At 42.0% G+C, this 24,713-nt stretch carries 22 protein-coding genes and 1 pseudogene; 4 read left to right on the top strand and 19 right to left on the bottom strand.

Annotated elements, in window-relative coordinates; all coding sequences use genetic code 11:
* Positions 1–6: 6 nt before the first annotated feature.
* The 13 genes and pseudogenes from THEIN_RS08285 to THEIN_RS08225 form a co-directional block, all read right to left on the bottom strand.
* Positions 7–519: pseudogene (locus THEIN_RS08285) on the bottom strand (NuoB/complex I 20 kDa subunit family protein).
* Entirely contained in the window at positions 510–878 is a 369-nt protein-coding gene (locus THEIN_RS08280; RefSeq protein WP_013908227.1) for an NADH-quinone oxidoreductase subunit A, read from the bottom strand. Before THEIN_RS08280 ends, THEIN_RS08285 begins: the two are co-directional and overlap by 10 nt.
* Positions 879–889: 11 nt before the next feature.
* On the bottom strand, positions 890–1,423 hold the full coding sequence (locus THEIN_RS08275) for a 4Fe-4S dicluster domain-containing protein (protein WP_013908226.1): 534 nt from the start codon (positions 1,421–1,423) through the stop codon (positions 890–892).
* A gap of 170 nt (positions 1,424–1,593) precedes the next feature.
* Positions 1,594–2,118 carry a 4Fe-4S dicluster domain-containing protein gene (locus THEIN_RS08270; RefSeq protein WP_013908225.1) on the bottom strand — a complete coding sequence of 175 codons (525 nt, stop codon included), beginning with the start codon at positions 2,116–2,118 and terminating at the stop codon, positions 1,594–1,596.
* Between the two features lie 18 nt (positions 2,119–2,136).
* Positions 2,137–4,233 carry a molybdopterin-dependent oxidoreductase gene (locus tag THEIN_RS08265; RefSeq protein WP_013908224.1) on the bottom strand — a complete coding sequence of 699 codons (2,097 nt, stop codon included), beginning with the start codon at positions 4,231–4,233 and terminating at the stop codon, positions 2,137–2,139.
* Positions 4,234–4,243: 10 nt separating this feature from the next.
* On the bottom strand, positions 4,244–4,876 hold the full coding sequence (locus tag THEIN_RS11710) for a hypothetical protein (RefSeq protein ID WP_013908223.1): 633 nt from the start codon (positions 4,874–4,876) through the stop codon (positions 4,244–4,246).
* Positions 4,877–4,921: 45 nt separating this feature from the next.
* Positions 4,922–6,211 (bottom strand): sulfite exporter TauE/SafE family protein, encoded by a 1,290-nt coding sequence (locus tag THEIN_RS08255; protein ID WP_013908222.1) that lies wholly within the window; start codon positions 6,209–6,211, stop codon positions 4,922–4,924.
* A 256-nt stretch (positions 6,212–6,467) separates the two neighbouring features.
* Positions 6,468–7,856, bottom strand: coding sequence for a sigma-54-dependent transcriptional regulator (locus THEIN_RS08250; RefSeq protein ID WP_013908221.1), 1,389 nt, complete (start codon positions 7,854–7,856; stop codon positions 6,468–6,470).
* Positions 7,857–7,867: 11 nt separating this feature from the next.
* Positions 7,868–9,418 carry a two-component system sensor histidine kinase NtrB gene (locus THEIN_RS08245; RefSeq protein WP_013908220.1) on the bottom strand — a complete coding sequence of 517 codons (1,551 nt, stop codon included), beginning with the start codon at positions 9,416–9,418 and terminating at the stop codon, positions 7,868–7,870.
* The gene (locus THEIN_RS11705) at positions 9,415–9,855 is read right to left on the bottom strand and encodes a hypothetical protein (RefSeq protein WP_013908219.1); all 441 of its coding nucleotides are present in this window, start codon (positions 9,853–9,855) and stop codon (positions 9,415–9,417) included. The genes THEIN_RS08245 and THEIN_RS11705 overlap by 4 nt, the downstream gene beginning before the upstream one ends.
* A 224-nt stretch (positions 9,856–10,079) precedes the next feature.
* Positions 10,080–12,758: a UPF0182 family membrane protein gene (locus THEIN_RS08235; RefSeq protein ID WP_013908218.1), complete on the bottom strand. Its 2,679-nt coding sequence runs from the start codon at positions 12,756–12,758 to the stop codon at positions 10,080–10,082.
* Positions 12,758–14,698 (bottom strand): aconitate hydratase, encoded by a 1,941-nt coding sequence (locus THEIN_RS08230; RefSeq protein ID WP_013908217.1) that lies wholly within the window; start codon positions 14,696–14,698, stop codon positions 12,758–12,760. Before THEIN_RS08230 ends, THEIN_RS08235 begins: the two co-directional genes overlap by 1 nt.
* Positions 14,699–14,709: 11 nt before the next feature.
* Positions 14,710–15,549, bottom strand: coding sequence for a hypothetical protein (locus THEIN_RS08225; protein WP_013908216.1), 840 nt, complete (start codon positions 15,547–15,549; stop codon positions 14,710–14,712).
* 121 nt (positions 15,550–15,670) lie between these two features.
* Here THEIN_RS08225 and THEIN_RS08220 point away from each other — a divergent pair, with 121 nt between their 5' ends.
* Together THEIN_RS08220 and mnmL are read left to right on the top strand one after the other, a co-directional pair.
* Complete coding sequence (locus THEIN_RS08220; protein ID WP_013908215.1) at positions 15,671–16,534, top strand: transposase; 864 nt, start codon at positions 15,671–15,673, stop codon at positions 16,532–16,534.
* Positions 16,535–16,767: 233 nt separating this feature from the next.
* The gene (gene mnmL / locus THEIN_RS08215; protein ID WP_013908214.1) at positions 16,768–17,736 is read left to right on the top strand and encodes a tRNA modification radical SAM protein MnmL/YtqA; all 969 of its coding nucleotides are present in this window, start codon (positions 16,768–16,770) and stop codon (positions 17,734–17,736) included.
* Here mnmL and THEIN_RS08210 read toward each other — a convergent pair.
* A complete protein-coding gene (locus THEIN_RS08210) occupies positions 17,728–18,000 on the bottom strand; it encodes a polyhydroxyalkanoic acid system family protein (protein WP_013908213.1) in 273 nt (90 codons plus the stop codon). The genes mnmL and THEIN_RS08210 overlap by 9 nt on opposite strands.
* A 138-nt stretch (positions 18,001–18,138) precedes the next feature.
* On the opposite strand from THEIN_RS08210, the gene THEIN_RS12050 reads away from it, so the two are divergent.
* Together THEIN_RS12050 and THEIN_RS08205 are read left to right on the top strand one after the other, a co-directional pair.
* Positions 18,139–18,477, top strand: coding sequence for an IS1/IS1595 family N-terminal zinc-binding domain-containing protein (locus THEIN_RS12050; protein ID WP_174260724.1), 339 nt, complete (start codon positions 18,139–18,141; stop codon positions 18,475–18,477).
* The gene (locus THEIN_RS08205) at positions 18,419–18,790 is read left to right on the top strand and encodes an HMA2 domain-containing protein (protein WP_013908211.1); all 372 of its coding nucleotides are present in this window, start codon (positions 18,419–18,421) and stop codon (positions 18,788–18,790) included. The genes THEIN_RS12050 and THEIN_RS08205 overlap by 59 nt, the downstream gene beginning before the upstream one ends.
* Positions 18,791–18,824: 34 nt before the next feature.
* Here the strand turns inward: THEIN_RS08205 and metK are convergent, their stop codons facing one another.
* From metK to THEIN_RS08180, 5 genes are read right to left on the bottom strand one after another with little or no spacing between them, the layout of a single operon-like run.
* Positions 18,825–20,015 carry a methionine adenosyltransferase gene (metK, locus tag THEIN_RS08200; protein WP_013908210.1) on the bottom strand — a complete coding sequence of 397 codons (1,191 nt, stop codon included), beginning with the start codon at positions 20,013–20,015 and terminating at the stop codon, positions 18,825–18,827.
* Positions 20,012–23,011 (bottom strand): cation-translocating P-type ATPase, encoded by a 3,000-nt coding sequence (locus tag THEIN_RS08195; protein ID WP_013908209.1) that lies wholly within the window; start codon positions 23,009–23,011, stop codon positions 20,012–20,014. The genes metK and THEIN_RS08195 overlap by 4 nt, the downstream gene beginning before the upstream one ends.
* Before the next feature lie 9 nt (positions 23,012–23,020).
* Positions 23,021–23,776: a hypothetical protein gene (locus THEIN_RS08190; protein ID WP_013908208.1), complete on the bottom strand. Its 756-nt coding sequence runs from the start codon at positions 23,774–23,776 to the stop codon at positions 23,021–23,023.
* A gap of 14 nt (positions 23,777–23,790) precedes the next feature.
* The gene (locus THEIN_RS08185) at positions 23,791–24,246 is read right to left on the bottom strand and encodes an HMA2 domain-containing protein (protein WP_013908207.1); all 456 of its coding nucleotides are present in this window, start codon (positions 24,244–24,246) and stop codon (positions 23,791–23,793) included.
* Entirely contained in the window at positions 24,236–24,517 is a 282-nt protein-coding gene (locus THEIN_RS08180) for a DUF5132 domain-containing protein (RefSeq protein ID WP_013908206.1), read from the bottom strand. Before THEIN_RS08180 ends, THEIN_RS08185 begins: the two co-directional genes overlap by 11 nt.
* Between the last annotated feature and the right edge of the window lie 196 nt (positions 24,518–24,713).

Below are 24,713 nucleotides of genomic sequence, written 5' to 3'. Positions count from 1 at the left end.
GCCTCCTTAGCGAAAACTGCCCCACCGGTTATGTTCACTACGGATCTTTTGCTGAAGCTTCATAAGGCCTTCAAGCAAGGCCTCAGGCCTTGGAGGGCAACCAGGAATATAGACATCTACGGGCAAAAACTCATCACAACCCTGCGCCGTAGAATAAGTTCTAAAAACTCCCCCTGAACACGCACAACTTCCCATGGCAATGACATAGCGAGGCTCAGGCATCTGGTCATAAACCCGACGCACAATAGGGGCCATTTTCTTGGTAACTGTTCCAGCCACAATCAATACGTCAGCCTGACGCGGAGAAGCCCTGAAAATTATGCCAAAGCGGTCTAAGTCAAAGTGGCTCGCACCTGCGGCCATCATCTCAATGGCACATCAGGCCAAGCCAAAAGTAACCGGCCACATAGAACCAGCCCGAGCCCAATTTATAATTTTATCGAAGGTGGTAACATAAACTCCTGTACCTGGAACCTGCTGTATACCTTCTGCGACTTTTACAGTGCCTTTTAATCCCATTGAAAACCTCCCCTGATCCAGGCGTAAAAATAGGCCACTAAAAGAAGAGCGATAAAAACTACCATTTCTACGTAAGCAAAAAAGCCTATCTGATCAAAGGTGATGGCCCAAGGATAGAGAAAAACTGCCTCCACATCAAACACAGCAAAAAGGATAGCTATAGCATAGAACTTAATATCAAATCTATGTCTCGTTTCGCCTGTAGGGGGAAGACCGCACTCGTAGGCGAGGTATTTTTCGGCATAAGGCCGTTTGGGCCCCAATATCTGATTAATAATTACCATGGCCAAACCGATAACGAAAACGATAAGAGCTGTTATCAAAATCGGGATGTATTTTAAGCTGAGAGATACTTCCATCTATACTCCTCCTATCCAGCGTTAGAGGTCGGAGATTCTGATATTTGTGTTTTAGCCTTAGCCGAAGCCTTAGCCTTAGGCTTCTTAGCCGCCTTTTTTGCTGGAGCCTTTTTCTCTTTAACCACTAAAGCTTCATTAGGACATGCTTCAACACAGTAAGGTTTTTTACCAGCCTTTACCCGATCATAACACAAATCGCATTTGGTAACTAACCCGTTCACTTCGTCAAAAACTGGAACACCCCAGGGACAGGCAAAAATACAATTGAGACATCCTACACAAAGTTGTCTATTTATAAAAACTATGTCGTTTTCTCTGTACATAGCCCCTGTAGGGCAAGCGTCAGCACACTTGGGTTTTTTACATTGCATACAAGAAAAATAGGCATACATATCTTTTACTTCACCATCTTTTACTACTCGTAACTTGAGAATACGACAGTTAGAAACCCCCTTTGGCAAATTATGCCCTTTTTGACAAGCTTCTACACATTTTTGGCATCCGTCACATTTTGATGGATCGTGCTCAATAGTATAGCTTTTCATTTAACCTCCTAAAGATCCTTTATTTTCAACGGACGCCTTATTTCATCCATTAAAATTCAATTTTGTCAATACAAATAATTAATAATTCCTAAATAAAGAACCCCAAAAAAAATCTCAATTTCTTTCATTTTTAAGTTAATTATTAAAAATTTGTGAAAATTTATGCGAGCTTAAAACTCCGCTGCATGAGCTACGTCTTTTTTAAATGTCTCTTTCAACCAAGAAGTGCGCTTTAGTTTGCTCACATCTTCTACCTTTACGAATTTTAGGGCCTCCATCGGACAACGAGTAACACAGGCGGGTTCAAGACCTTTATCGAGGCGCTCTACGCAATAATCACATTTGTGAATAGTGCCTTTTAATGAATTCCACTGAGGAATACCCCAGGGACAGGCCATTATACAGGCCCGACAGCCAATACACAAATCCTCTTTAAAGGCCACAATCCCGTCTTCATTTCTTTTAAAAAGAGCCCCCGTAGGGCAGGCTTCTACACAAAAAGCCCTCTCACAATGAAAGCAAGAGTTATAAATAAAAGTCATATTTTCTTTACCGTGAATTTTCTCCGGCCCGAAACGAAAAATACGACAGTTAGCCGAACCAAAAGGCAAACCTTTCCAATCAGTACAACTAAGCTCACAAGCCAAGCAACCAATACACCTCTGGGGATTATGATAAATATAATATTTAGCCATTTGCTACCTCCTCATGTTTTACTTTACTGGTTCAACTTCTATAAAACATTCACAAAGGGCGTTAGCTCCACCAGCTGGGTCATATACATCTAGCAAGCCTATCTCCAGCCTCTGGTCAGCCACACCCTTTTGATAAGCCCTGGTCTGTTGAGGCACGGTCCGGCCAAAACCATGGAGCATATAGACGGCTTCTGGATGTATGAGCTCAGTGGCAAAAATCTTTATTTTCTTTTCATAATTTCCGTTTCTAACGATTACTGTGTCTCCGGTTTTAAGACCCATTTCTTTGGCCACCTGGTCATTAATCCAGAGAACATTCTCCTTGAGATAAGGATGCAGAGCCGGATTGTTTTGCCACATGCCGTGTGTCTGCCAGGCACAACGACCAAAGAGTAACCTGAACTTTCCAGCAGGTGGTTTTTCGGGTGACTCATAGGGTTTTAAGGAAGGGATACCAGCTTCCTCCCACTTTTTGGCGATAATCTCAATTTTTCCTGAAGCTGTCTTAAAGGGAAGTTTTTCCTCACGGTCATACCAAATTGGTTTGTCTGTTAAAGAAATAAATCCCTTTTTCTGTATATCTTCTACCGAAACGCCAGTACCCTCAAGTTGTTTCTGCCACAGATCTTCAATGGTTTCATAGGGGAAATGTTCCCCTTTCCCCAAGCGTTTGGCTAACTGTAAGTATATCCACCAACCAGGCTTGGTATCGTATTGAGGCTTAATAGCCGCTGTCCTTATACGAAAGCCGGGTTTTAGCCCTTTTTGCGTAGCGATAAGATCAGAGCGTTCAAGATAAGTGCACTCCGGCAAAATAACGTCAGCGTATTTAGAGGTTTCACTCCAGTTAACATCTATTACCACGAGTAAATCCAGGTTTTTAAATATTTCTACCTGGGCTTCGGGGTCAGGCAGGCCCGTCAAAGGATCATGACGATGGACAAAGTAAGCCTTAAGCGGATAAGGATCTCCGGTTTTTATGGCTTCAAAGGCTCGGTGCAACAATCCTGGCCCTTTATTGATGTGAGGATACTTCCAGCCCACTCCGTCGGCCCGCTTTTCTTCTACTTTGGGCAGGTTCTCTCCGATGCTATTAAGGCCTTTTTTACCGGCATCCCCCGGCCCTTTCATAAAGAAAAGGCCGCCTGGAACTTCTATTGCTCCCAACAAAATATTCAACAGATAGGTAGTTCTGATTTCCCAGAAGGCCTGTAAGTAACGGGCCCTCATCCAGCCAGGATGAAAGATTACGTGCGGGGCATCTTGGGCCACTTCACGACAAAATTCATACATTTCATGAGCAGGAATCCCGGTTTCCTTTTCCGCCCACTCGGGGGTGTAAGGCTCAACAAAATTAGCCAAGTGCTCGAAACCATCTAACCAGCGCGATACAAACTCTTTATCGTAAAGGCTTTCTTTAATAAGTATGTGAATTAGGGCCAAATTAAGGGCATAGTCAGTTCCGGGCCAGATTTTCCACCAGCGAGTAGCTTTAGAAGCCGTAACACTATAGCGCGGGTCAATATAAGTCAGCTTGGCTCCTTTATCCAAAGCATCCAGCACCGCTTTGGTAGTTTTTATCTTTATGGCTTCCATGATGTTGCGGCCATAAAGAATAATATGCTTGGCATTTTTGTAATCGTAGTTAAGAGTCTTCCTCCCAAAACCAAAAAGAGAAAGGGCCGCATGGTTTACTGACATGGCACAGGTAACATCATGATTACAGTAGTTCGGTGATCCTATAGCCTTGAGAAAGGCCTTTCGGTATTCCCCGAAAGGCCCGCCTCGGTCACTTAAAAGAACCGCCCGCCCCCCGTATTCGTCTATTATCTTTTTAAGTTTGTCAGCTACGTAATCCAAGGCCTCGTCCCAGCTGACACTGCGCCACTTTCCAGAACCTCTCTCACCTTCTCTTATCAAAGGGGAAAGTGGTCTTTCGGTATCCTTTAGCAAGGTCCGACCAGCAATACCTTTGGCACAAATTCCGGTTTTTATGCCCTGGTCGTGAGGATTGCCTGAAATCCAGAGAACTTCATTGTCTTCAACTTCTACGGCGATGGGGCATCTAACCGAGCACATACCACATATGGAATAAACTGTTCTTTTCTCTCCCATAACCTCCCCCTTAAGCTTTTGATTTAACAATATTTTTATGTTTAGCCTTTGAAGCTTTGACGCGTTCTTCCAACAAATCAGCTAAACTTTTCATTTCCTTCACAGCTTCACTACTTTCTTGCATTATTTGATTAAAATAACGATAAATAGGAAGCCTATTTTTTACTTTTTTAAAAAGCCAATAAGCTGGTAGATATAAAACGATAAAGGTAAATATATAGCTTACACTATTGCCAATAAAAGGCACATTAAAAAGCAAAGGAAACTCCACACCACCAAATTTAAATTGCATCCAGGCAAGCACAAAAGGAATAGGAATTAAAAAAGCCGCTGAATGAGCAATAGTTAGAAAAAAAAGCTTACCATAAACTTCATTAGCTTCTTTATTAAAAGTATGATAAGCCTCTGTGTCTCCCTTTTTAACTGCTTCAACAGAAAGATTATTCCAATTAACTAGGTCATCGGTTAATTTTTTTACATAATGTCGATTAGCATAAAAAGCTATACCTACTAAAAACTCACCTAAAAAGACACATATAACCGCTAAAATAAACGTTCCGAGAAAATAAGCTAACACTGGATCTGAAAGTAGGCGGTAAAAAGGCAAAAAAACTTTGTCTAAATATATAATCCAATCTTGCATAATTCCTCCTAAAAGGAGGGGGCCAGTGGCCCCCTATAATTTGACTTAATAAGGAGGTACGATGCTCTTCCCCAAGAAGCCCTTGGAGGTATATCTAAGGCCTACATAGATGGCTAACACTACGAAGAGTCTCTTCAACCAAATGTCAGGAATGTATTTCTGAGTACGAGGCCCTACCATAGAACCAATAAAAATACCTACTAGCTCCGTGCCGATAAGGGGCCACCATACCTGAACACCTTTAAGAACCATGTAAGTAAAAATACCCATAATCATCTTAATGAGAACAACAAAAGCAGAAGTACCAGCTACGATGAACATAGGAAGCTTAACCACGTCGGTCATAAACGGAACCAACAAGAATCCACCACCTATACCTAAGAAAACCGCTATGGTAGCGATCACCAAGCCACCGAAAGCGGCTAGAAGGGGGTTAAACTTAAACTCTACTCCGTAGAAGGTGAATACACACTTAGTCAGACCAAAAGAGACGACTTTAACACCTTCGGCCTCACCGCCTTTTTTAGCCGCTTCTTCAAAACGCTTGGCCGCTTCGCGAGCAGCTTTTCTTTTAGCACGGGCCCGCTCGGTGGTACCGTAAAACATAAAACCAGCTACGGCAAAAACGGCCAAACCAAAGTAACCAATGTATGATTTCAAACTAATTTTTCCGGCTGTAAGCTCAGCAATACCAAAGGCTCCACCTACCGCACCAATAGCCAAAGCTATGGCCAAAGGCCAAACAATACGCTTCATTCGCCAGTAGTTCACCGTAGAAACGAAAGCGCTTAATCCCACTAAGAACATGTTCGATACACGTATAGTATCAGTTAGAAACTTGTTGAGAGCTGGATTGGTTTTCTTGAAGCTTTTGGCGTAATTAGCCAGACCAAAAATGGTAATATGACCAACACCCGCCATAATACCGCCGAAAGCACCTACCGTTGAAAAGATCCAACCTACCCAAATAGCCCAGAGAAGACCGCCTATAGGGCTAGGTTTCGGGGCCCCGGGAATTCCTAGATAGCCGCGAGGGGCATTGGGATCTACGCAGCCTTCCGTACAAGTGGGCGTGCAAACCGGGGTTTTAGCGATTATAGCACCTAATTTGCCCTTTAAGCCCAAATCGTTATTAAGCAAAAGATTACAACCAGCTACCTCTCCAGCAGCCTTAGTGGCAGCAACTCCGGCAGCAGCTGCTTTTTGGGCCTCATTAGCCATTTGCTTAGCTTCTTCTGAAGCCTGCACTCCAGAATAAAGACAATAAATCCAGGCAACTACCAATACGATAAAGACAGGCATCAAAAGTTTAGAAAATTTTCTTATACGATCCATTCCTCCTCCTCCTTAAAAGTTCTTAAAAAGATTTGCCTATCAATTGGAACCGAAATTTCTAACTCTTTGATATCTCACCCCCCTTGTACTTTTTCCAAATACAAATAAGTCTTCTTTAAACTGATAAGCAAAATAGAGGCCAAAATTTAAAAACTACTTGAAAGGGAAAAAACCCCCAATTTAAGGAATTTCCAATGAAAGAAAGAAAAAATTAGAAGCGAGTAGTGCAACTTTTTTGTTGCAGGTGCAACGAACTCTAACGAAAATCTTCAGATTTAATCTGAAATTGACGCATTAAACGCTGAAAAGCTTGTCTTTCCATGCCTGCCAGACGTGCAGCTTGGGTAACATTGCCTTGAGTCTTTGAAAGAAGTTTTTCTATATAGTTGCGCGAAAATTTCTCAACTAATTCTTTTTTAGCTTGAACATAGGGCTTATCAAAAAGGATATCAAAGCAATTCGGCATAATTTCTATTTTTTTATCCATTAGATCCAAGAGTTTTATTTCATTTCCCTGACATAATAAGACTGCTCTCCTAATAACATTCTGAAGTTCTCTAATATTTCCAGGCCAAGGATTATTTACCAAAAACTCTAAGGCCTCCGAACTAAACCCTTCAATTGGTCGTTGATATTTTTCAGAATATTTTTTTAAGAAATGATATGCTAAAGGCAATATATCTTCTTTTCTTTCTTTTAAAGGGGGCAATTCTAAAGTAACGACATTTAAACGATAATAGAGATCCTCTCTAAATTCTCCTCGTTTTATTTTTGCTTCCAAATCTTGATTGGTGGAAGCAATTATTCTTACATCAACAGAGATAGTTTTTGTAGAACCTAGTGGTCTAATTTCTTTTTCTTGTAAAACTCTTAATAATTTAGTCTGAACATTTAAAGAAATATCTCCTATTTCATCCAAAAAGATAGTAGAACCATTTGCCATTTGGAAAAGCCCTTTTTTATCTGAATTCGCTCCGGTAAAAGCACCTTTTAAATAGCCAAAAAGCTCCGATTCTAAAATATGTTCTGGGACAGCAGGACAATTCACTACAACCATCTCTTTTTCTCGCCTTTCACTTAAAACATGAATAGCTCTGGCAATAAGTTCCTTGCCTGTACCAGACTCCCCTCTTATTAAGACTGGAACATCAGTAGGAGCTATTCTTTCAACTATATTTAGAATACGTTTAATAGCTGGAGATTCACCTATAATGCCCAATTTTTCCCAGGCACAAGAAAAAACTTGATCCCTTAAGCGCAAGTTTTCTCTTAAAAGATGAGTTCTTTCTAAAGCTCTCTTAACAACATGTAAAATATGATCGCTATCAAAAGGCTTTTGAATAAAATCATAAGCACCAGCTTTTAGTGCCTCTACAGCCATTTCGACAGTGCCATAGCCAGTAATAAGGATAACAGAAATAGTGGGATCGATTTTCAGAATTTCTTTTAATAACACTATGCCATCAATACCTTCCATTTTTATATCAGTCACAACAACTTCTGGCGAAAATTTCGATAATAGTTGAAGTGCCTCTTCCCCAGATAAAGATGTCTTAATTTCTGCATTAGAAATTTCTTTAAAAAGACGTTTAAGCATTCTCGTCATATGAGGCTCATCGTCAACTACTAAAATTTTAGGTTCCATAAAAAACTCCCTTAAGAAGATTTATCATCAGTAGGAAGAGTAATAACAAATACTGTTTTTAAGCCTAAGCTCAGATGATATGGATTTTTTGGAGGAGAATAAACTTCAAATTTTCCATTATGTTCCTGGATAATGCCATATGACACAGATAAACCTAATCCCGTTCCTTTTCTAGGAGGCTTAGTCGTAAAAAATGGATCAAAAATTTTATCTTTAATATCCGGAGAGATACCACAACCATTATCTCCAAATTCTACAACAAGAGATTTATCTTCTAGATAAGTTTTAATAAAGATCAAACCATTATTACCAATAGCATCTCTACTATTATTCAATAAATTAAGAAAAACCTGACGCAATTTATCAGGATCAGCTTCAATATAAGGAATATCTTTAGACAATTCTAAATAAAATTTTATTCCATCTCTTTCAAAAGTATGCTTGACAATATCAACTGTTTGCAAAATACAGTCATTAACCGAAATATCCAATTTAGAATAAGATTTATCAGAAGATCTAGCAAAACTTAATAAGTCAGACACTATCTTCTTACAAACTTCAGCCTGAGATTCAATTATAGATAATTCTTCAAATACATCCGGCTTATCTTTAAAGTCTTTTTTAAGCATTTGGGCATAGCCTAAGATTATATTAAGAGGAGTATTAATTTCATGTGCGATACCTGAAGCCAATTGGCCAAGTGAAGCCATTTTCTCTGAATAAATTAATTTTTCAGTCATCTTACGATAGCTAGTAATATCTTTCGCTATTCCTTCAAAACCTATTTTGCAACCACTAGATTTTTTAGTAGCATGGGCAGTAATAATGACATATTTTTCTTGGCCATCTTTGGCTATTAATTTAGTCTCAAAATCCTTAATAAATCCACTTTGACACGTAGTTCTAACATATTCTTGCCAATCTTTCTTTTCGGCAAAAAAGTTCACCATCGGCTGACCAATGAGTTCATTCTTATCATTAAATCCAAGTAAAGCTACTCCACTTGGATTAATATCTGAAATTCTTCCCTGTGAATCACAGAAAAAAATAGCTTCTCCAGAAGATTCAAATAATCGCCTAAATTTACTCTCAGAAACCAAAAGTTCTTGAGTTCTTTGACGAACCTTATCTTCTAATGTCTGGTGTAATTCTCTTAATTCCTGATTAATTCTTTCTAAATCTTCTTTAGCTTTTCTTAACTTTTCAGCATCTGATCTAACAAGTGCTATAACATGCTGAACACTAGGATAGACAAAAGAAAGAGCAGCTATAGTTACAAAACAGATCGAATTTAAACTTCCAGAAATTGGAGCTAACGATTTCCACCAATTAGCTACTCCAGCATAAATAAAAATAAAACGAAGCATATGACCAATGCTTCTAGAAATAGAAAAGGCAACAAAAGCGGTAGATAAACCGAAAAGATAAATAAAAAGAACACTTTTAGGATGTTCTTTCCTTAATCTTCTTGCATAACCCAAAGTAGCAAAAGAGAGCAAAAGCATCAAAAAAGAGCCCAAAAAATCTACGGAATATATAGGGTATAAAGGAAGAGAGTTCATAAGTCTCTTTTTGTATAATAAAAATGCCTTAAACTCTGCATTAGAAAAAACATAGCAGGAACACAAAGTAAATGGTCTAAATGAGTAATATAGAAGGCCCATTTCTTCCAGCTTAATGGGCCTAATAATACATGTTCAAAAGGATTAGCTGGCAAATAAAAAGCTTCCTCTGGCAATTCTCTTTTTAAAAAATGGGCAGCCATCGCGTCTAAATTCCACAACAAAAAAAAGAATAAAGACCAACGGAAATAACGCCATGGCTGAATTTTTCCTTCAGGATTCTGACGTAAAAAGTAAAGAAGAAATAGTATAGCTACCACAAAAATAACGTGAGCGAGCATATGAGAGTAAAAGCCTTCGGGAGGACCGTGAACCTGAACAGCAAAAACCGGTTCAATTATCCCTAGAAAGAATAGAAAAACCAAGAATAACAGCATAATTTTAATATAATCTAAGGCCTTAAAAGCAACAACAATAAAACCTTTGCATTAATCCGTGCATTTTTTCACGACAAAGCTTTCACAAAGCCTCCATAGTAGCGGCAGCTAAGTGGCCCAGCCGGGTCATTACGGGAAGGCCCGCAGGGCCGACAAAGTAATCACTGTCCCGAACGCGGGCGCAGGAGTCCTAGAAATCGCCACGGAGGCTGCTTCGCCTAAGATTAAGGTTTATTCTTCAATAATTCTCCCAGTTTGCGCCAGAGTCTTCCAAATTTTTCAAGATCACCCTGCTTTAAGGCCTCTTCAGCCTGAAGATAAATATCAAAAATAGGCTTTAAAGAAGGAAGTATTTCCTGGCGAATCTTTTGCATCTGAGCCGTAGCCTTAGGCTTCTTTTCAATCTCGCCGAATATGGCGTTTAAAGCCCCTTCAAGGGTAGGCGCCATCTTTATCTCGTTCTCATAGGCCACAATAACCCGTTTAAGCTCTGGAATCTGACCTGACTCCGCCTTCAAATATAGCGGCTGAACATAAAGTAAATTACCTTCAATGGGAATAATAAGAAGGGTTCCAAGGATTACCCTGCTACCGCGCTGATCCCACAGAGAAAGCTGGCGCGAAATCTCAGGGTCCTGGTTAATACGGCTCTCAATCTGCTGTGGCCCATAAACCAGTTTTTGTTTGGGGAAACGATAAACCAGCATCTGGCCATAATTTTCAGGATCACAGCGCACACACATCCAGGCCGCCAAATTGTGCTTTTTGGCCGGGTTAAAAGGTATCATTAAAATAAATTCCGCCTTATCCTCACCAGGAAGCTTCATTATGGTGTAATAAGGCTTCATATAACGGCGCTCATCACGAAGGCTCTTAGGTATTTCCCAAAGGTCTTCCTGGTTATAAAAAACCCGCGGATCTTCCATGTGATAGGCCCCAAAAAGCTTGGCCTGAAGCAAAAATAATTTATGGGGATACCTTATATGACGACGTAAGTCTTCTCTCAAATCGGTAATAGGCTTAAACATGCCCGGAAAAATCTTGGCATAAGTTCTAATTATCGGGTCGGTGGCATCTTTTAAGTAGAAAGAAATATTGCCGTTGTAGGCATCAACTACGGCCAACACAGAGTTTCTCACGTAATTGCCTACTCCCTTAACTCGACGAGAGTAAGGATAACGATTAGATACTGTATAGCCATCTACAAACCAGAAAAGCCTTCCGTCATTACCAATAACGAGATAAGGGTCAGCATCAAAGAAAATAAAAGGAGCCGCCTTACGAACCCGTTCAGCAACGGAACGATGGTAAAGAATTTTACTTTCTGAAGTAATGTCTCCAGACAAAAGAATCTTGCTTGAACCAAAACGAATAGCAAAAAGGAGCCTTCTGGGAAGTGAACCGATACTTACTCCCGTGGTTCCGTTATAAGTCGTGTAAACATTTTCTTCTCCAGCGGGATAATCAAATTCTCTCGCTTTAGTGCGCACAATCACATATTCGTTAGCAATTTCTCCAAAATAAATGGCAGGTTGTTTGACTTCTAAGTCACACTCTGAAACCGGCGGGATATCTTTAATCAACAGTTTAGGTAAACCTTCTTCGGTAACTTCATTGACAACACCTAAAGTCAAACCATAACCGTGAGTATAAACTAAATGTTCATTAATCCAGGAACGGCTTGGTAAATCTTCATAAGAAAGTTCGCGGGCGGATAACATCACCTGACGCAATTCATTATTAATTTTATAGCGGTCATTATCTACAGAAATAAATTTGTAATAAGTACGAATTTCTTGAATTTGGCTGAAAGTTTCAAGCAAAGGCTGATGGTCCCAAAGCCTTATATTTTTGATGGTATCTTGATTGCGGGCTAGAACTTCTTTGGTAAGAGGAGGCCCGAATTTAAATTCCTGTTCATCTACCTTGTCCAGGCCAAAGGCTTCTCTAGTAGCTTTTATTTCGTAAGCCAGGTATTTCTTTTCTCGCTCAAGCTCGTTTGGTTGAACGATGTATTTATGAACTACGCCAGGTAAAAACTTAAGCCCCACAAAATAAAGCCCGGCGTAAGCCAGGACCAGGCCAATCAAAATCTCTTTACGGGGGCGAAAAACAAAAATAGCCGCCAATACCGCTGAGACCAGAGAAACTATTACCAGGGCATTTAGCACGGGTAGCATTACCTTGGCCTCAGTAAAACCTGCCCCAAAGACCACTCCTCGTTCGTCAAAAAGTAAGTCCGCCCTGTCAAGCCATAGATCAAAGGCCAAGCGCAAAAAGAAAAGGGCAAGCATCAAGGCCAGATATCGCCTGAAAGGCGTGGTGAGAACTAGCTTACTGGTCTGGGAGCTTCTGATATGACCAAGCACCAGAAAAAGAAAAAAGCCGGTGCCAGCACATAAAACCCAGAGAACAAATCCAAAGTTGGCCAAATAGCGCAAAAAGGGGAGCTTAAATACATAAAAAGAGATATCCAGACCCAAAAGTGGGTCAGCTTTGGCGAAAGGAGTTGCCTTTACAAAAAGGATAGCCTCTTCCCAGAAAGGGGCCGCGGAAAGACCTAAAATAATGGCCAGAACCAAAGAAATTAGCTTTAAAAGCAGACGATATTTTTCGCCTACCCAAATCCGAAACCTGGGGTCAAAGAAATCGGCAAAGGCCCCGGTTTTAACCGCTGTTTTATGGACCAGATAGCCGTTTAAGTAAAAAAGAACGCCTGTTAAACCACCAATTACAAAAAAAAGCAAACTCTGGAGCCAGAACTTAAGAAAGAAGACCCGTTCAAAACCCAGATCATGATACCACAGGTAATCAGTGTAGTAATAAACAAAAGGCTTCCCTAAAACAATAAAAAGACCAAAGAGAGCAAATAGTAAAATTATAAGTTTGTTTAAAATGCGCATTAGCCTTCCTTAGCTAAATTTAATAAAGAGCCAGCTAGGATTATTTGCCTGTCTCTTTCGGTAAGGTCAATCTTTCCGTAAATAGTTCCTTTACCGAGAATTTCAATTTCAAGCCTATCTCTTCCCTCAGAAAGCACTTGTCTTACCTTTTTAAAGATTAGTTCATCTCCCTGGGATATTTTTTCGTAATCATCAGGATCAGCGAAAGTAACTGGAAGAATACCAAAATTTATAAGGTTGGCCTTATGAATTCTGGCAAAGCTTTTGGCCAGTTTAGCTCTAACCCCTAAGTATCTTGGGGCAAGCGCGGCGTGCTCACGTGAAGAACCCTGGCCGTAGTTCTCACCACCTACTACGGCTATCCATCTGCCCTGCTCTTTTAAGGCCAGGGCTTTTTTAGCAAATTCCGGATCAATATTTGAGAATACATATTCACTGATAGCGGGGAGATTGCTGCGCAGAGGAAGAATCTTGGCCCCTGCGGGCATAATGTGGTCGGTAGTAATATTGTCACCTACTTTTAACAACACCTGACAGCGCAACTCTTCAGGCATGGGTTCAAACTGAGGCAGAGGCACAATATTAGGGCCTCTTATGATTTCCACTTTGGCGGCCTGCTCTTCTGGAAGCGGAGGCAGAAGAAGGGCATCGTTTATGATAAAGCGCTCAGGAAGCCCAATTTCTGGATAAGCACCAAGTTTCCTCGGGTCAGTAAATTCACCGGTTAAGGCTGCAGCTACCGCCACTTCTGGGCTTACCAGATAAACCTGATCGTTTTTAGTACCCGAACGGCCGGGGAAATTGCGGGTAAAGGTGCGCAAAGAAATAGTACCTGTAGCCGGGGCTTGGCCCATGCCAATACAGCCAAGGCAACCGCTTTGATGAATTCTCGCTCCGGCATGAATTAAGTCCTGCAAGGCTCCCAGGACGTCTAGATTTTCAAGCACCTGAAGTGAGCCAGGATTAATCTCAAAAGAAACCGAAGGATGTACTTTTTTGCCTTTTAAGGCCTTGGCGACCACCAGTAAATCCCGCAAAGAAGAATTGGCACAGGAGCCCACAATGACCTGAGCCACAGGAAGGCCTTCAAGCTCGGTTACCGGCTTAACATTATCAGGTGAAGAAGGACAGGCGGCCAGTGGTTCAAGGGAAGATAAGTCAAGCTCAATAATTTCGTCGTATTTAGCCTCAGGGTCAGCTAAAAGCTCTTGCCATTCTTCGTCTCGCCCTTGAGCTTTAAGCCAGGCAAGGGTTATTTTGTCTGAAGGGAAAACAGAAGTAGTAGCACCCATTTCAGTGCCAAGGTTGGCGATAGTGGCCCTATCAGGCACTGAAAGAGAAGATAACCCCTCGCCAAAGTATTCAATAATTTTGCCAAGCCCTCCTTTAACCGTGAGCTTACGCAGCATCCAGAGGGCTACGTCTCTTGCCGAAACCCAGGGTGGAAGCTTACCAGTAAGATGAACCCCTATAATGCGGGGCATTATTAGGTGAAAGGGCTTTCCAGCCATGGCCATAGCCACATCAAGCCCACCAGCCCCTATAGCTAGCATGGCACAGCCACCGGCAGTAGGAGTATGGGAATCTGAACCAAGCAAGGTTTTGCCCGGCCTTGCAAAGCGCTCAAGATGAACCTGGTGGCAGATGCCGTTTCCAGGCCTGGAAAACCAGAGGCCGTACTTGGCGGCTATGCTTTGCAAAAAGCGGTGGTCATCGGCATTACGAAAATCAGTTTGCAAAAGATTATGATCCACGTAGGAAACAGAAAGTTCAGTCTTTACCCGGGGAATACCAATAGCCTCAAACTCAAGATAGGCCATGGTGCCGGTAGCGTCCTGGGTCAAAGTCTGGTCTATTTTTATGGCTATTGGTTCTCCTCTTTTCAGAGAACCAGAGACCAAGTGAGTTTCAATGAGTTTTTCCGCTACGGTGAGTCCCATAGGTGCCTCCTTTATACCGGAATAAGTCCAAAAGGTTCAGGATAAATTTCTTTGAGTTCAGCCAAAAGTTCTAAGGAAGCCTCTCTTAAAGGATGCTTTTCTTCGGCTAAAAAGCGGGTCAAAAAGGCCATGTATTGAATTAAAGGTTGATATAAAAACCCTTTAACCCCGTAAACAACCGGATAAAAAAGAGAAGAAACATCTTCAGGGAATTCTTGCAAAAGATTGAACAATTTTTCACTTAAAGCCTTAACCGGTGACTCTTCTTGAGTCAGGACATAAGTTTCAGGCATCTTTTCTAAAATTACAGGTTTTATGTCTAGCTCGTAAAGATAAGATAGATCTCTGAAAGCTACCTGAAAGGTAGAAAGGAAATAGGCGTGGCGCAGTTTTATAGATAAGTCTAAATTCTCAAATTCCTTTTTGGGCAACAAACTAAACTCAATGCCAAGTGGCTGCACCAGACCCCTTTTAGGCCACAGGTCTTCAAAAAGAGAGGGGAAAAAATTACAGAGGAAAATGAGCAGGGCCTTGGCCACTTTTTGTTCTTTAAGTTCCTGATAAAGGAGCCTCAAGTCTTTAATCGTTCCTGAAAGTAGATAGTGTTTCTTTTCGAGCTTGTCGATATTTACGCGGCAGGGCTGTTGCTCTAGAAATTTAAAAAACGGACTTTCACTATCAAGCCGCACTTCAAGGACAAGGCTGGCCAAAGAAAGTAACATTTCATTTTCTCGCAGCTCTTGTAAATCCCCTGAAACACCTAAAGAAGAGGCCAGTTCCTGCAAAAAAGAGACTGGTTCATTAAACTCTGGTTGCACACTTTTTTTAAGGTATGGTTTTGCTATCTCCATAGCTCGCTAACTTAGCATTTTTTGCTCCACTTGGCGAGCTTGGGACAGGCGAAATTTTAAAGTCAAAACCCAACACTTCCGATAAAAGGGACAGGCGAAAATTTTTGCAGGAGGTTTGAATATGCCAAGAATCCCTCGCTTACTTACCAACCATCCAAAAGCGGCTTATCATGTCATCTCGCGTACAGCCTTACCAGGTCATGACGTCCTTGGTAACGAAGAAAAAGACCACCTGCTCAATCTTATTCGCTGGCTCTCGCAAGTCTATTTCGTTGAAGTTTATGGCTTTGCCATCATGGGGAACCACTTCCACCTACTCTGCCGTATGCTCCCTGAAAACCAGTTTTCCGACGAAGAAGTAATCCGCCGCATCAAGCTTTACTACCGCGACAAACGTAAGGTCTTCATCTACGAAGAATTAATCGCTAGATGGCGAACTAGGTTAGCCAGCCTTTCCCGTTATATACAAGACATCAAGCAGCGCTTCTCTCGCTGGTTTAACAAACGCGTTGACCGCAAAGGTTATTTCTGGGCGGACAGATTCAAATCCGTAATCATCGAAACCGGTGAAGCTCTACTCAACTGCCTAGCCTACATTGAATTGAACCCAGTGCGGGCGGGAATAGTAGAAAAGCCAGAAGACTATCGCTGGTGTTCGCTGGGATACCGGGCAAGAAGAGGGACAGGCGAAAATTTTCTATCGCTAGATCTAGGTCTCCCCTCCTATGCTGGCAAGTCCGATCAAGAAAAATTCAAACTTTATCGGGAATTTGTTCACGGCAAAGGCGGAATCGGTGAATCAGAAAAATTTGATAATCCTCAAAAATTCAGATATAGAATGAAATATTTTAGTGAAAGTATTGCTATTGGAACTCAACAGTTTATAACGGAAGTCTCAAACAAATTCCAACAATTCCTGCGATTTAAACACAAACGAAGAAAAAACATAAACTTAACTGGTTCTTTACTTGTCAATTTAAAATAGACTTTTTTGCTAAACTAACTTCATAAGACCTTTACAAAATAGCTTCGCTCATACAGGCTCACTATAACTAATATGGTAAATGGCAGGGCGCGTCTGGTTACTCGCAGTGAGAGTTTTAGTATAGTCACGTGAGACTGCCCAGCAGCCAAAACAACTCTCTCGAGCAAAAGTTTCGCCGTGGGATTAATCTATGCTTTTTGAATTTTGCAGAAGTCTCCTTTAGAATAATTTTGATGAAACTAAACAAACTTTTAGCTCAAAAACGCTATCACTCGCTAAATGCCTTTTTGCGCAAGCACTTTGGCGAAAGGGTGCAGAAAGTAACCATAGACGCCGGCCTTACCTGCCCTAATAGAGACGGCACTATCTCTTCTGGCGGTTGCATTTATTGTAACGCCCTTGGCTCAGGCACCGGGGAAGCCCAAAAAGGAATCAGCGTTAAAAAACAAATGCTTAACGGCATGGAGCGTCTGGCCAAACGTTACAAAGTAAAAAAATTCATCGCCTATTTTCAGGCCTTTTCCAATACTTACGCCCCGGTTGAGAAGCTTAAAAAACTTTACGACGAATCTCTGGTTGACGAACGCGTCGTAGGTTTAGCCATAGGCACCAGGCCTGACTGCGTTAACAAAGAAGTCGTAGAACTCCTCACTTCTTACAAAAATAAGGGGCTTATGGTCTGGCTTGAAATGGGGCTTCAGAGCGCCCATGACCAAACTTTGGCCTTTATAAACCGCGGTCACACTTACGAAGATTTCGTCAAGGCCCTGGAATTAGCTAAAAGAAAAAGCCTTCTGGTGTGCACCCATGTGATATTTGGCCTACCAGGGGAAACTCCTACCCAGATGCTTGAAACCATAGAAAAATTGGCCAGCCTTCCTATAGACGGCCTTAAGTTTCACGAGCTTTACGTTGTTAGTGGTACCATGATGGAAAAACTCTACCGCGAAGGCCAATACAAGCCGCTGGCCCAAAATGAATATGTTGACCTAGTCTGTGAGGCCTTGGCCATGCTTCCGTGGCGGGTAGTCATTCAGCGCCTCACCGGAGACCCCCGTCCTGACGAACTAGTAGCCCCAGGCTGGGCCCGCGAAAAAACTAAAACCCTGCGCTTAATAGAAGAAACCCTTCTTAACCGCGACCTCTGGCAGGGCAAATACCTAGGCGAACCAGACCCAATTAATACCAGCGTTCTAAGCTAAAACTTCATCAAGAGTTTTATTAATTTCCTCTTCAATTTTTCCTTTGAAAAGCTTGGCCGTCCAGCTAAGTTTAGCTTCAAGAATGATCTCCTCTGGTTCAATGCGAAGCTCACCTTTTACTGGGCCGTCTAACCTAGCCTTTAACCCTTCCCATTTAACTTTGACTCCGTATTTTTCAGCCTTTGGACCAAAATTTTTTTCAAAAATTTCTTTTAATTTTTCAGGGTCCTGAGAGTGAGACCTTTTTATCTTTAAATCCGCCATGGAAAACCCCTTAATTATTTTTGCCTGTCCCTAAAATATGCTTCTTCGTAAACTTTTGAAGAGCCAACTGAATTTGTAACGGAATTGTCAAAAAGCCTAAACTTTTCTTTCAAAAATTCCTTCTACAGTTTTAGCCAAATGGAAAACAAAATGAAAGCAATAAAATGTCCATTTTGTGGCTCTCAGGCTTATAATCGCTATGGAAAAACCAAAGACGGATTACAGCGCTATCGCTGCCTGGTATGCAACAAACAGTTTACCGAAAAATCGAAACCTAATTCTATTAAAAGACCATCTTGTCCTCAATGCGGACAAAAAATGTATGTTTATATGAAAACACAAAAGTTTATACGTTGGCGTTGCTCCAGATATCCTGAGTGTTCCACCTATTTAAAAATAGCTTTGGAGGAGGAAAATAATGTCGTATTACCTGCACAAAGTGAAGGGGCGTATTCGTCTCCGAACACCAATAATTAAAAACAACGAAGCCGCGGCTGAGTTAATAAAAGATTTTATAATGCACCTTGGAGGGGTTACTTCGGTCAACACCAACACTCTTACGGGCAGTATTGTAATAAATTACAATCCAGCAGTGATTGATGCTGAAGAGATAGTTCAGGCCCTTGAAAAAGAAGGCTATTTTAACAGTCGTTTAGCCGTTGGTTGCGAAACAATATTACAAAAACACGTAGAAAAAATAGGTAAACAGGCCGGTAGGGCTATATTTGGTTTAGTATCAGATCAAGTTTTAAGAGGAACTGGGCTTTCTTTTCTAAGTTTAATTATATAGAAACTGCCCGCCTTCCCTGCTTCACCTCCCTTGGTTAGGCCTCCTCTTTGAGGAGGTCTTTTTTATCTGTTCTCTCCCAGGGAGCAGCAAGGTCCATACGACCCATGTGCCCAAAAGCCGCAAGTTTTTGGTAAAAACCGCCCTTGAACTGAGAAGGTAGCTTACGAAGAGCAAATTGCTTTTGAATAGCTGCTGGCCGAAAGTCAAAATGCTTTTTAACGAGCTCTTCTATTCTTTCATCTGGAATAATTCCCGTTCCAAAAGTATTCACAGTTATACTTACCGGACGTGAACGGCCGATGGCATAACTAAGATGCACTTCACACTCTTTGGCAAGCCCTGCCGCTACCACATTTTTGGCCGCATATCGCGCCGCGTAGGCCCCTACCCTATCTATACGCGTAGGGTCTTTACCACTTAAAGCGGCTCCACTGTGACGAGCGTATTCACCGTAAGTGTCAACGGCATTTTTACGTCCGGTTAATCCAGAATGAAGCATAGGACCACAACCCTGTGGGTCATAGATAATACGAATATCAACAAAGGTTTTGTCATCAGGCCTTATTTCTTCTCCCTGAAAGGCCGGTTTTATCACCTGTTCGTAAATCTCGGCCTTCACTTTTTGTTCGTTCATTTTTTCCGCTATACAAGCTAGAATCATTAAAGACGATATAGCGTATGGACGCCCATCGCGAAATTCTACTCCTACCTGAGTTTTACCGTCTGGCGAAAGATAAGGTAATAAGCTGGAAAGTCTAACGGTGGTCAAGCGTCTGGCTAATTTGTGGGCCAAAACAATGGGAAGAGGCATGAGAGAAGGCGTGTGGTCACAAGCGTAACCAAAAACATTAGCCTGGTTACGGACTTTGATACGTTCTATCTTTTCGTCGTCAAGCTCTTCATCAGGCACACGTCTTTCTTCGTCAAGGGGCTGCTCATTTATACTGGTGAGAATAGTACAGTTCCGGGCACTAAAATTTGGCGAGCGATAGCCAACCTCATTTATCACCCAGCGGGCGATGTAAGGCACATCTATTAAAGCTACAGAGGAAAATCTCACCGCCAGAAATAAAAGCCCTTGAGACACTGCACACTCAGCAATTACCGAGGCCAGAGGATCTTGCTGTAAAAAGCGGTCAACAATGGCGTCACTTATCTGGTCACAAAGCTTGTCTGGATGGCCATCTGTTACGGAAGAGGAAGTAAAAATAAAGTTTTTTCTCATAAATGCCCCTCTCGGATAACTTTTTTTAAAAAGGCGTTAAAAAACAAAGAACCAAACGAAGTGGCCGCCACTAGCACTGTATCAATTAGCCCTAGAGGGCTTAACCCTAAAACTTTTCTAATCGGAGGCAAGAAAAATAAACTATGCGCCGCTGCAGTTCCCCACATACACTTGGCCAAGTGTGGATTTTTCGGAAGAGCTGAATTTTCAAGAAAAGTAAGCTTTTCGCTGCGACAGTTCAAAGTGTGTAATAACTGAGAGGCGGTAAGAGAAAGGAAAGAAAGGGTACTGGCCTTAGGACCGCGTCCATATCTCACCAGGCCATAAACATACGGGAAAAGAGAGGCTCCCGATATAACCGATGCCTGCAAAGAAAGCCTTTTAAAGTCGTTAGTATCCATGATGGGTTTTTGGGGATCCCTGGGAGGCTCCTTCATAATGCCAGGCTCAGCCGGCTCAAGGGAAAGCGCAAGCCCAGGGAAAACATCTGTTACCAGGTTAATCCAGAGGAGCTGCATCTGATTCAAAGGTTGGCCAAGGCCAGCTAGATTGGCTGAAACTGAAACCATTATCTCACTAATGTTGGTAGAAAGCAAAAATTCAAGGGACTTGCGAATGTTTTTGTAAATGATACGGCCTTTTTCCACCGCCAGCACCATGGTGCCAAGTTGATCGTCTTCGATAATTATGTCTGCTACTTCTTTGGCCACATCAGTGCCACTTCCGGTAGTAACCCCTATGTCTGCCGCTTTAAGCGCCGGAATGTCGTTAATACCATCGCCTGTCATGGCTACCTTAAGGCCTAAGTCCTGAAAGGCTTGGACAATACGTAGCTTGTCAGCCGGGCTCACCCTTGAAAAAACAGATACCCTTTTCAAGAGCCCTTTAAAGGCCTCGGGGTTTAAATGCGAAAAGTCAGAAGAATCGAGAATAACAAGTTCGTCTTGACCACTTATGTTTATGGCCTTGCCGATAGCATAAGCCGTGGGAGCCTGATCTCCAGTTATCATTACGGTGCGGATACCCGCTTGGTGTAAAAGTGAAATAAGATCTTTAATACCTGGACGAATTGGATCTTCCATACCTACGAAGCCAAGCCACACGAAGTTTTCACACCAGGGAGCCTCGCCTTTTAGGTCAAGGTCTATTTCGGGGTCATCAGAAATACCAAAGGCCACTCCAAGTACCCTTAAACCCCGCACGGCTAGCTGGTCATTTAAATTGGTAAGTTCAATACGTTCCTCTTCATCAAGAGGATAAAGACGGCCACCTTTTAAAACCTGCCCACAAAGCCCAAGTACTTGCGTTGGCATTCCTTTTATAGCGTAAAGGAACTTACCTGAAGGCAGGGAATGAACCGTCACCATGTAAAGACGGTTTTCCGCCCGATGCACAATACGCACCCTGGGAAAGGCCTTTCGTAAGGCTTCAATATCAAGACCGGCTTTAAAGGCTATTTCAAGAAGAGCCGTCTCGGTAGGCGTACCCCTAAAGGAAAGCTTTTCGCCGTTTTTTACCACTTCGCTTTCATTACAGAGTACACATACCGCCAACAAAGACAAAAGCTCGTCCTGGGCCTCTTCAAAAAGAATTTGCGGGGCTGGCGAAAAATTCAAATACCTGTTTTCTAAATCTTTTGGTTTATAAGACTTACCACAGCTAACTTCAGTTACCGTCATACGGTTTTCGGTAATGGTGCCGGTTTTATCAAGGCACATCACCTGAACCGAACCAAGGGCCTCTATGGCCGAGAGGCGCCTTACCACTATGTTTTCTTTTTTCATTTCACGCACACCAAGGGCAAGGGTGGTCGTAGCGACTGTAGAGAGCCCCTCAGGCACTGCCGCCACGGCCAAAGATAAAGCCGTATTAAGCATTTCAAGAAAGCCAAAACCCCTCATAACTCCCAGTACAAAAACCGCTCCGCAAAGGGCCCCTGAAAGCACCACCAGCTTGGTGCCCATTTCATCAAGTTGTTTTTCTATGGAAGTCTCAGGAGGCCTTGCTTCTGCCAGTGAAAGCTGAATGCGTCCGATCTCTGTATCCTTACCGGTGGCTACGGCTACGGCCTTGCCATGCCCCCCAAGCACCAGCGTACCCATAAAACACATGTTGACCCGGTCAGCGAGAGGATAGGTTTCATTGGGAGGAAGGGGTTTTTCCGTCTTGACCACTGGTAGGCTCTCACCGGTTAGAGCCGATTCGTCAATGCTTAACCTTTCCGCCTCTATAATGCGTCCATCAGCGGGAACATAGTCCCCCGGGCGTAAAAGAAAAATGTCTCCTGGAACAATGGTTTCAGCCGGAACGCGATGAACTTTGCCTTCTCGTATAACCAGGGCTTCAGGATGAAGAAGTTTTTTAAGCGAACTTATAGTTCTTTCTGCTTCGGCTTCGGTTTTGTAGCCTATGTAGGCGTTTAAACCTACCACACACAAAATGGCCACCGCGTCAATAATCCCTCCGGTAAAAAGGGAAATTCCAGCCGCCACGCCCAAAATAGCTACTGGTACACTTTTTATTTGCTCAAAAAAAATCTCCCAGCCGGTTCTGGGGGTTATCTCAGGAAGAATATTTGGGCCGTATTTTTGTAAAAGTTTTTCGTAAGTTTTACGGGCAAGCCCTTTTTCTTTATCAGTACCAAGGAGCTTTAAAACTTCTTCAACCGGCATAGTATGCCACGGGGGGCCGTCTTCTTTTAAAGATGCAACTACCGGCTTAGCTTCACTTTTTAGTTTTTTCACCTCAGAAGGACTTGGCAGTTTTTCAAGGTAGGATTTAAGTTCAGCCTCTATCTTTTCAATTGGTATATCAGGTTTGAAAACAAGCAAAATAGTAGCCGTTAAAGGATTAACCTTAACTTTTTTTATGTGACCGTTCCTGGAAAGGACTCCTTCAAGATAATCCTTTAAGTGAAACGCCCGATAAAGCACAGGGGCCCTAAAACGCACGCGGCCCCTGAGCTCATGAATCTTTTGAAGTTCTAGTGAGGCCATTGGCAATAACTAAGACTTTTTATTGCCTTTAGACTTAGTTTCTTTCTTCGTTTCTTTAGTTTCGGTATTCTCTGACTTAGGAGTCGAAGCCTTAACTTCAATAATTTCTGGTTCTTTTTCTTGAGTTGACTTGGCCCCTTTTGGCAAAGCAGTGCTTAACACTTCTTTAGTGCTACCTACTACTCCGACAAGTACTTCTTTAACAGAAGTGGTAGCTGTTTTGCTGATTTCACTGGCACCTTCTACTGCTCCAGTTACCGCTGCTTTAGCCACTTCCTCAACATTTCCACCTATTTCGCGGGTAGCTTCAATTATTCCTTCTACAGTACGACGAGCTACTTCGGCTACATCCGCTCCCACAGCAGCGGCATTTTTTACGGCATCTCTGGCAATTTCAGAAGCGGCTTTAACAACATCGCCACCTACTTCGTGGACACCCAGGATCAATCCTTTTGCCACACTTTTAACACTCATTATAGCCCCAGTGCCAACTTCTTCGGTGGCCTGGATAGCCCCTTTCATGGTATCTGCAATAACATTTATTCCCTCTTTGGTGACATCTCCTGCGGCTCTCAAAACATCGATTATAGTGTTGCGGGTAAGAGTAATAATTTCGGCTTCAATCTCTTGTAAGCCTTTAAGGCTACTAACAATTCCATCTTTTACGGCTCGACCTGCAGTTCCAAGAAGAGAAAAAGGGTTTGGAATATTTAAACCCGTAGAGGACTGAGACGCTTCCAGTATTTCTTTTTTTTCTTCAGCCATAACTTACCTCCTTATTATTTTTTAAAAAAATGAAGGGAGTACCAAAAAGCCGTATACCAAGAGGGAAGATTCGTTCTCCCCCTTAAAAGCTGATAAAGGCCTACCGCTACACAAGCAAGTCCAACTGATGTTCCTAAATCTAAACGATAATGGGAACTTTCTTTTATAGCTTCGTCTGCTTTCTTGAAGACGGTTTGTAACTGTGACTTCACCGCCACTTCTTCGGCCTTTTTTATGTCCAAAACATCGAGCTCACGAAGTTTATTCCAAAAAACTTGAGGGCTTCCTTCGTATTCCAAAAGGATACTTCCGGTTTGGGGATTACCTGATACCTTTTTAACGTTTTCAAGACTATCAATGGTTGAAATAATATGATCTAATTCTTTTGGGCGATTTTTAAGAGCTGGGGCTTTAAGCCTGACCCGTCCTTTAAGACTATGAACAACAAAGGCCTCAGGCTTACTCGGCATCCTTTTTTCCTCCGCTTTGAGACGCAATTTCTTCTTCTAGCTCAGCTTTTGTTTCTGCCCATAAGTCTTCTAAAGTCTCAGTCAGTTCTGCCAAAGTTTCTCTACCTTTTTCATAGGCAATAATAGAACCTTTCATCATACCTTTAATAATAGGTTTGGCAGCTTGACCAAAAACAGGTAGTAATTTGGGTAATACATAAGCTAGTCCTAAACCTACTGATAAACCAGTAACTACTTCTTTTTTTATAATGTCTTCAGGCTCAATCCCCATAAGCACCTCCTTAAAGTTGAAAATAAGAAATAAAAAAGAAATCTCAAGAGGGATCGACCATTACTTTCCTATATCACAAATTCATAAATGTAAATTTTAGTTTAAAAAACAGTAAAACATTTGACATAAAATTGTAATTAGATGTTAGCAAAATTTGCACACTTATACAGTGACAAAAGAAAGAATAGAAGCATAT

Source organism: Thermodesulfatator indicus DSM 15286 (genome assembly GCF_000217795.1).
Lineage (GTDB): Bacteria > Desulfobacterota > Thermodesulfobacteria > Thermodesulfobacteriales > Thermodesulfatatoraceae > Thermodesulfatator > Thermodesulfatator indicus.
The sequence above is the reverse complement of the archived record's forward strand: the minus strand, read 5'-3'. Positions and strand labels throughout refer to the sequence as shown.

Bases quoted from the DNA above. Each gene is read 5' to 3' on its own strand.
- THEIN_RS08180 (WP_013908206.1), bottom strand. From the start codon at position 24,517: ATGGGGATTGAGCCTGAAGACATTATAAAAAAAGAAGTAGTTACTGGT.
- THEIN_RS08270 (WP_013908225.1), bottom strand. From the start codon at position 2,118: ATGGCTAAATATTATATTTATCATAATCCCCAGAGGTGTATTGGTTGC.
- mnmL (WP_013908214.1), top strand. From the start codon at position 16,768: ATGAAACTAAACAAACTTTTAGCTCAAAAACGCTATCACTCGCTAAAT.
- THEIN_RS08245 (WP_013908220.1), bottom strand. From the start codon at position 9,418: ATGAACTCTCTTCCTTTATACCCTATATATTCCGTAGATTTTTTGGGC.
- THEIN_RS11710 (WP_013908223.1), bottom strand. From the start codon at position 4,876: ATGCAAGATTGGATTATATATTTAGACAAAGTTTTTTTGCCTTTTTAC.
- THEIN_RS08225 (WP_013908216.1), bottom strand. From the start codon at position 15,549: ATGGAGATAGCAAAACCATACCTTAAAAAAAGTGTGCAACCAGAGTTT.
- THEIN_RS11705 (WP_013908219.1), bottom strand. From the start codon at position 9,855: ATGCTGTTATTCTTGGTTTTTCTATTCTTTCTAGGGATAATTGAACCG.
- THEIN_RS08235 (WP_013908218.1), bottom strand. From the start codon at position 12,758: ATGCGCATTTTAAACAAACTTATAATTTTACTATTTGCTCTCTTTGGT.
- THEIN_RS12050 (WP_174260724.1), top strand. From the start codon at position 18,139: ATGGAAAACAAAATGAAAGCAATAAAATGTCCATTTTGTGGCTCTCAG.
- THEIN_RS08190 (WP_013908208.1), bottom strand. From the start codon at position 23,776: ATGGCTGAAGAAAAAAAAGAAATACTGGAAGCGTCTCAGTCCTCTACG.
- THEIN_RS08210 (WP_013908213.1), bottom strand. From the start codon at position 18,000: ATGGCGGATTTAAAGATAAAAAGGTCTCACTCTCAGGACCCTGAAAAA.
- THEIN_RS08255 (WP_013908222.1), bottom strand. From the start codon at position 6,211: ATGGATCGTATAAGAAAATTTTCTAAACTTTTGATGCCTGTCTTTATC.
- THEIN_RS08185 (WP_013908207.1), bottom strand. From the start codon at position 24,246: ATGCCGAGTAAGCCTGAGGCCTTTGTTGTTCATAGTCTTAAAGGACGG.
- THEIN_RS08230 (WP_013908217.1), bottom strand. From the start codon at position 14,698: ATGGGACTCACCGTAGCGGAAAAACTCATTGAAACTCACTTGGTCTCT.
- THEIN_RS08250 (WP_013908221.1), bottom strand. From the start codon at position 7,856: ATGGAACCTAAAATTTTAGTAGTTGACGATGAGCCTCATATGACGAGA.
- THEIN_RS08265 (WP_013908224.1), bottom strand. From the start codon at position 4,233: ATGGGAGAGAAAAGAACAGTTTATTCCATATGTGGTATGTGCTCGGTT.
- THEIN_RS08195 (WP_013908209.1), bottom strand. From the start codon at position 23,011: ATGGCCTCACTAGAACTTCAAAAGATTCATGAGCTCAGGGGCCGCGTG.
- metK (WP_013908210.1), bottom strand. From the start codon at position 20,015: ATGAGAAAAAACTTTATTTTTACTTCCTCTTCCGTAACAGATGGCCAT.
- THEIN_RS08220 (WP_013908215.1), top strand. From the start codon at position 15,671: ATGCCAAGAATCCCTCGCTTACTTACCAACCATCCAAAAGCGGCTTAT.
- THEIN_RS08205 (WP_013908211.1), top strand. From the start codon at position 18,419: ATGTCGTATTACCTGCACAAAGTGAAGGGGCGTATTCGTCTCCGAACA.
- THEIN_RS08280 (WP_013908227.1), bottom strand. From the start codon at position 878: ATGGAAGTATCTCTCAGCTTAAAATACATCCCGATTTTGATAACAGCT.
- THEIN_RS08275 (WP_013908226.1), bottom strand. From the start codon at position 1,423: ATGAAAAGCTATACTATTGAGCACGATCCATCAAAATGTGACGGATGC.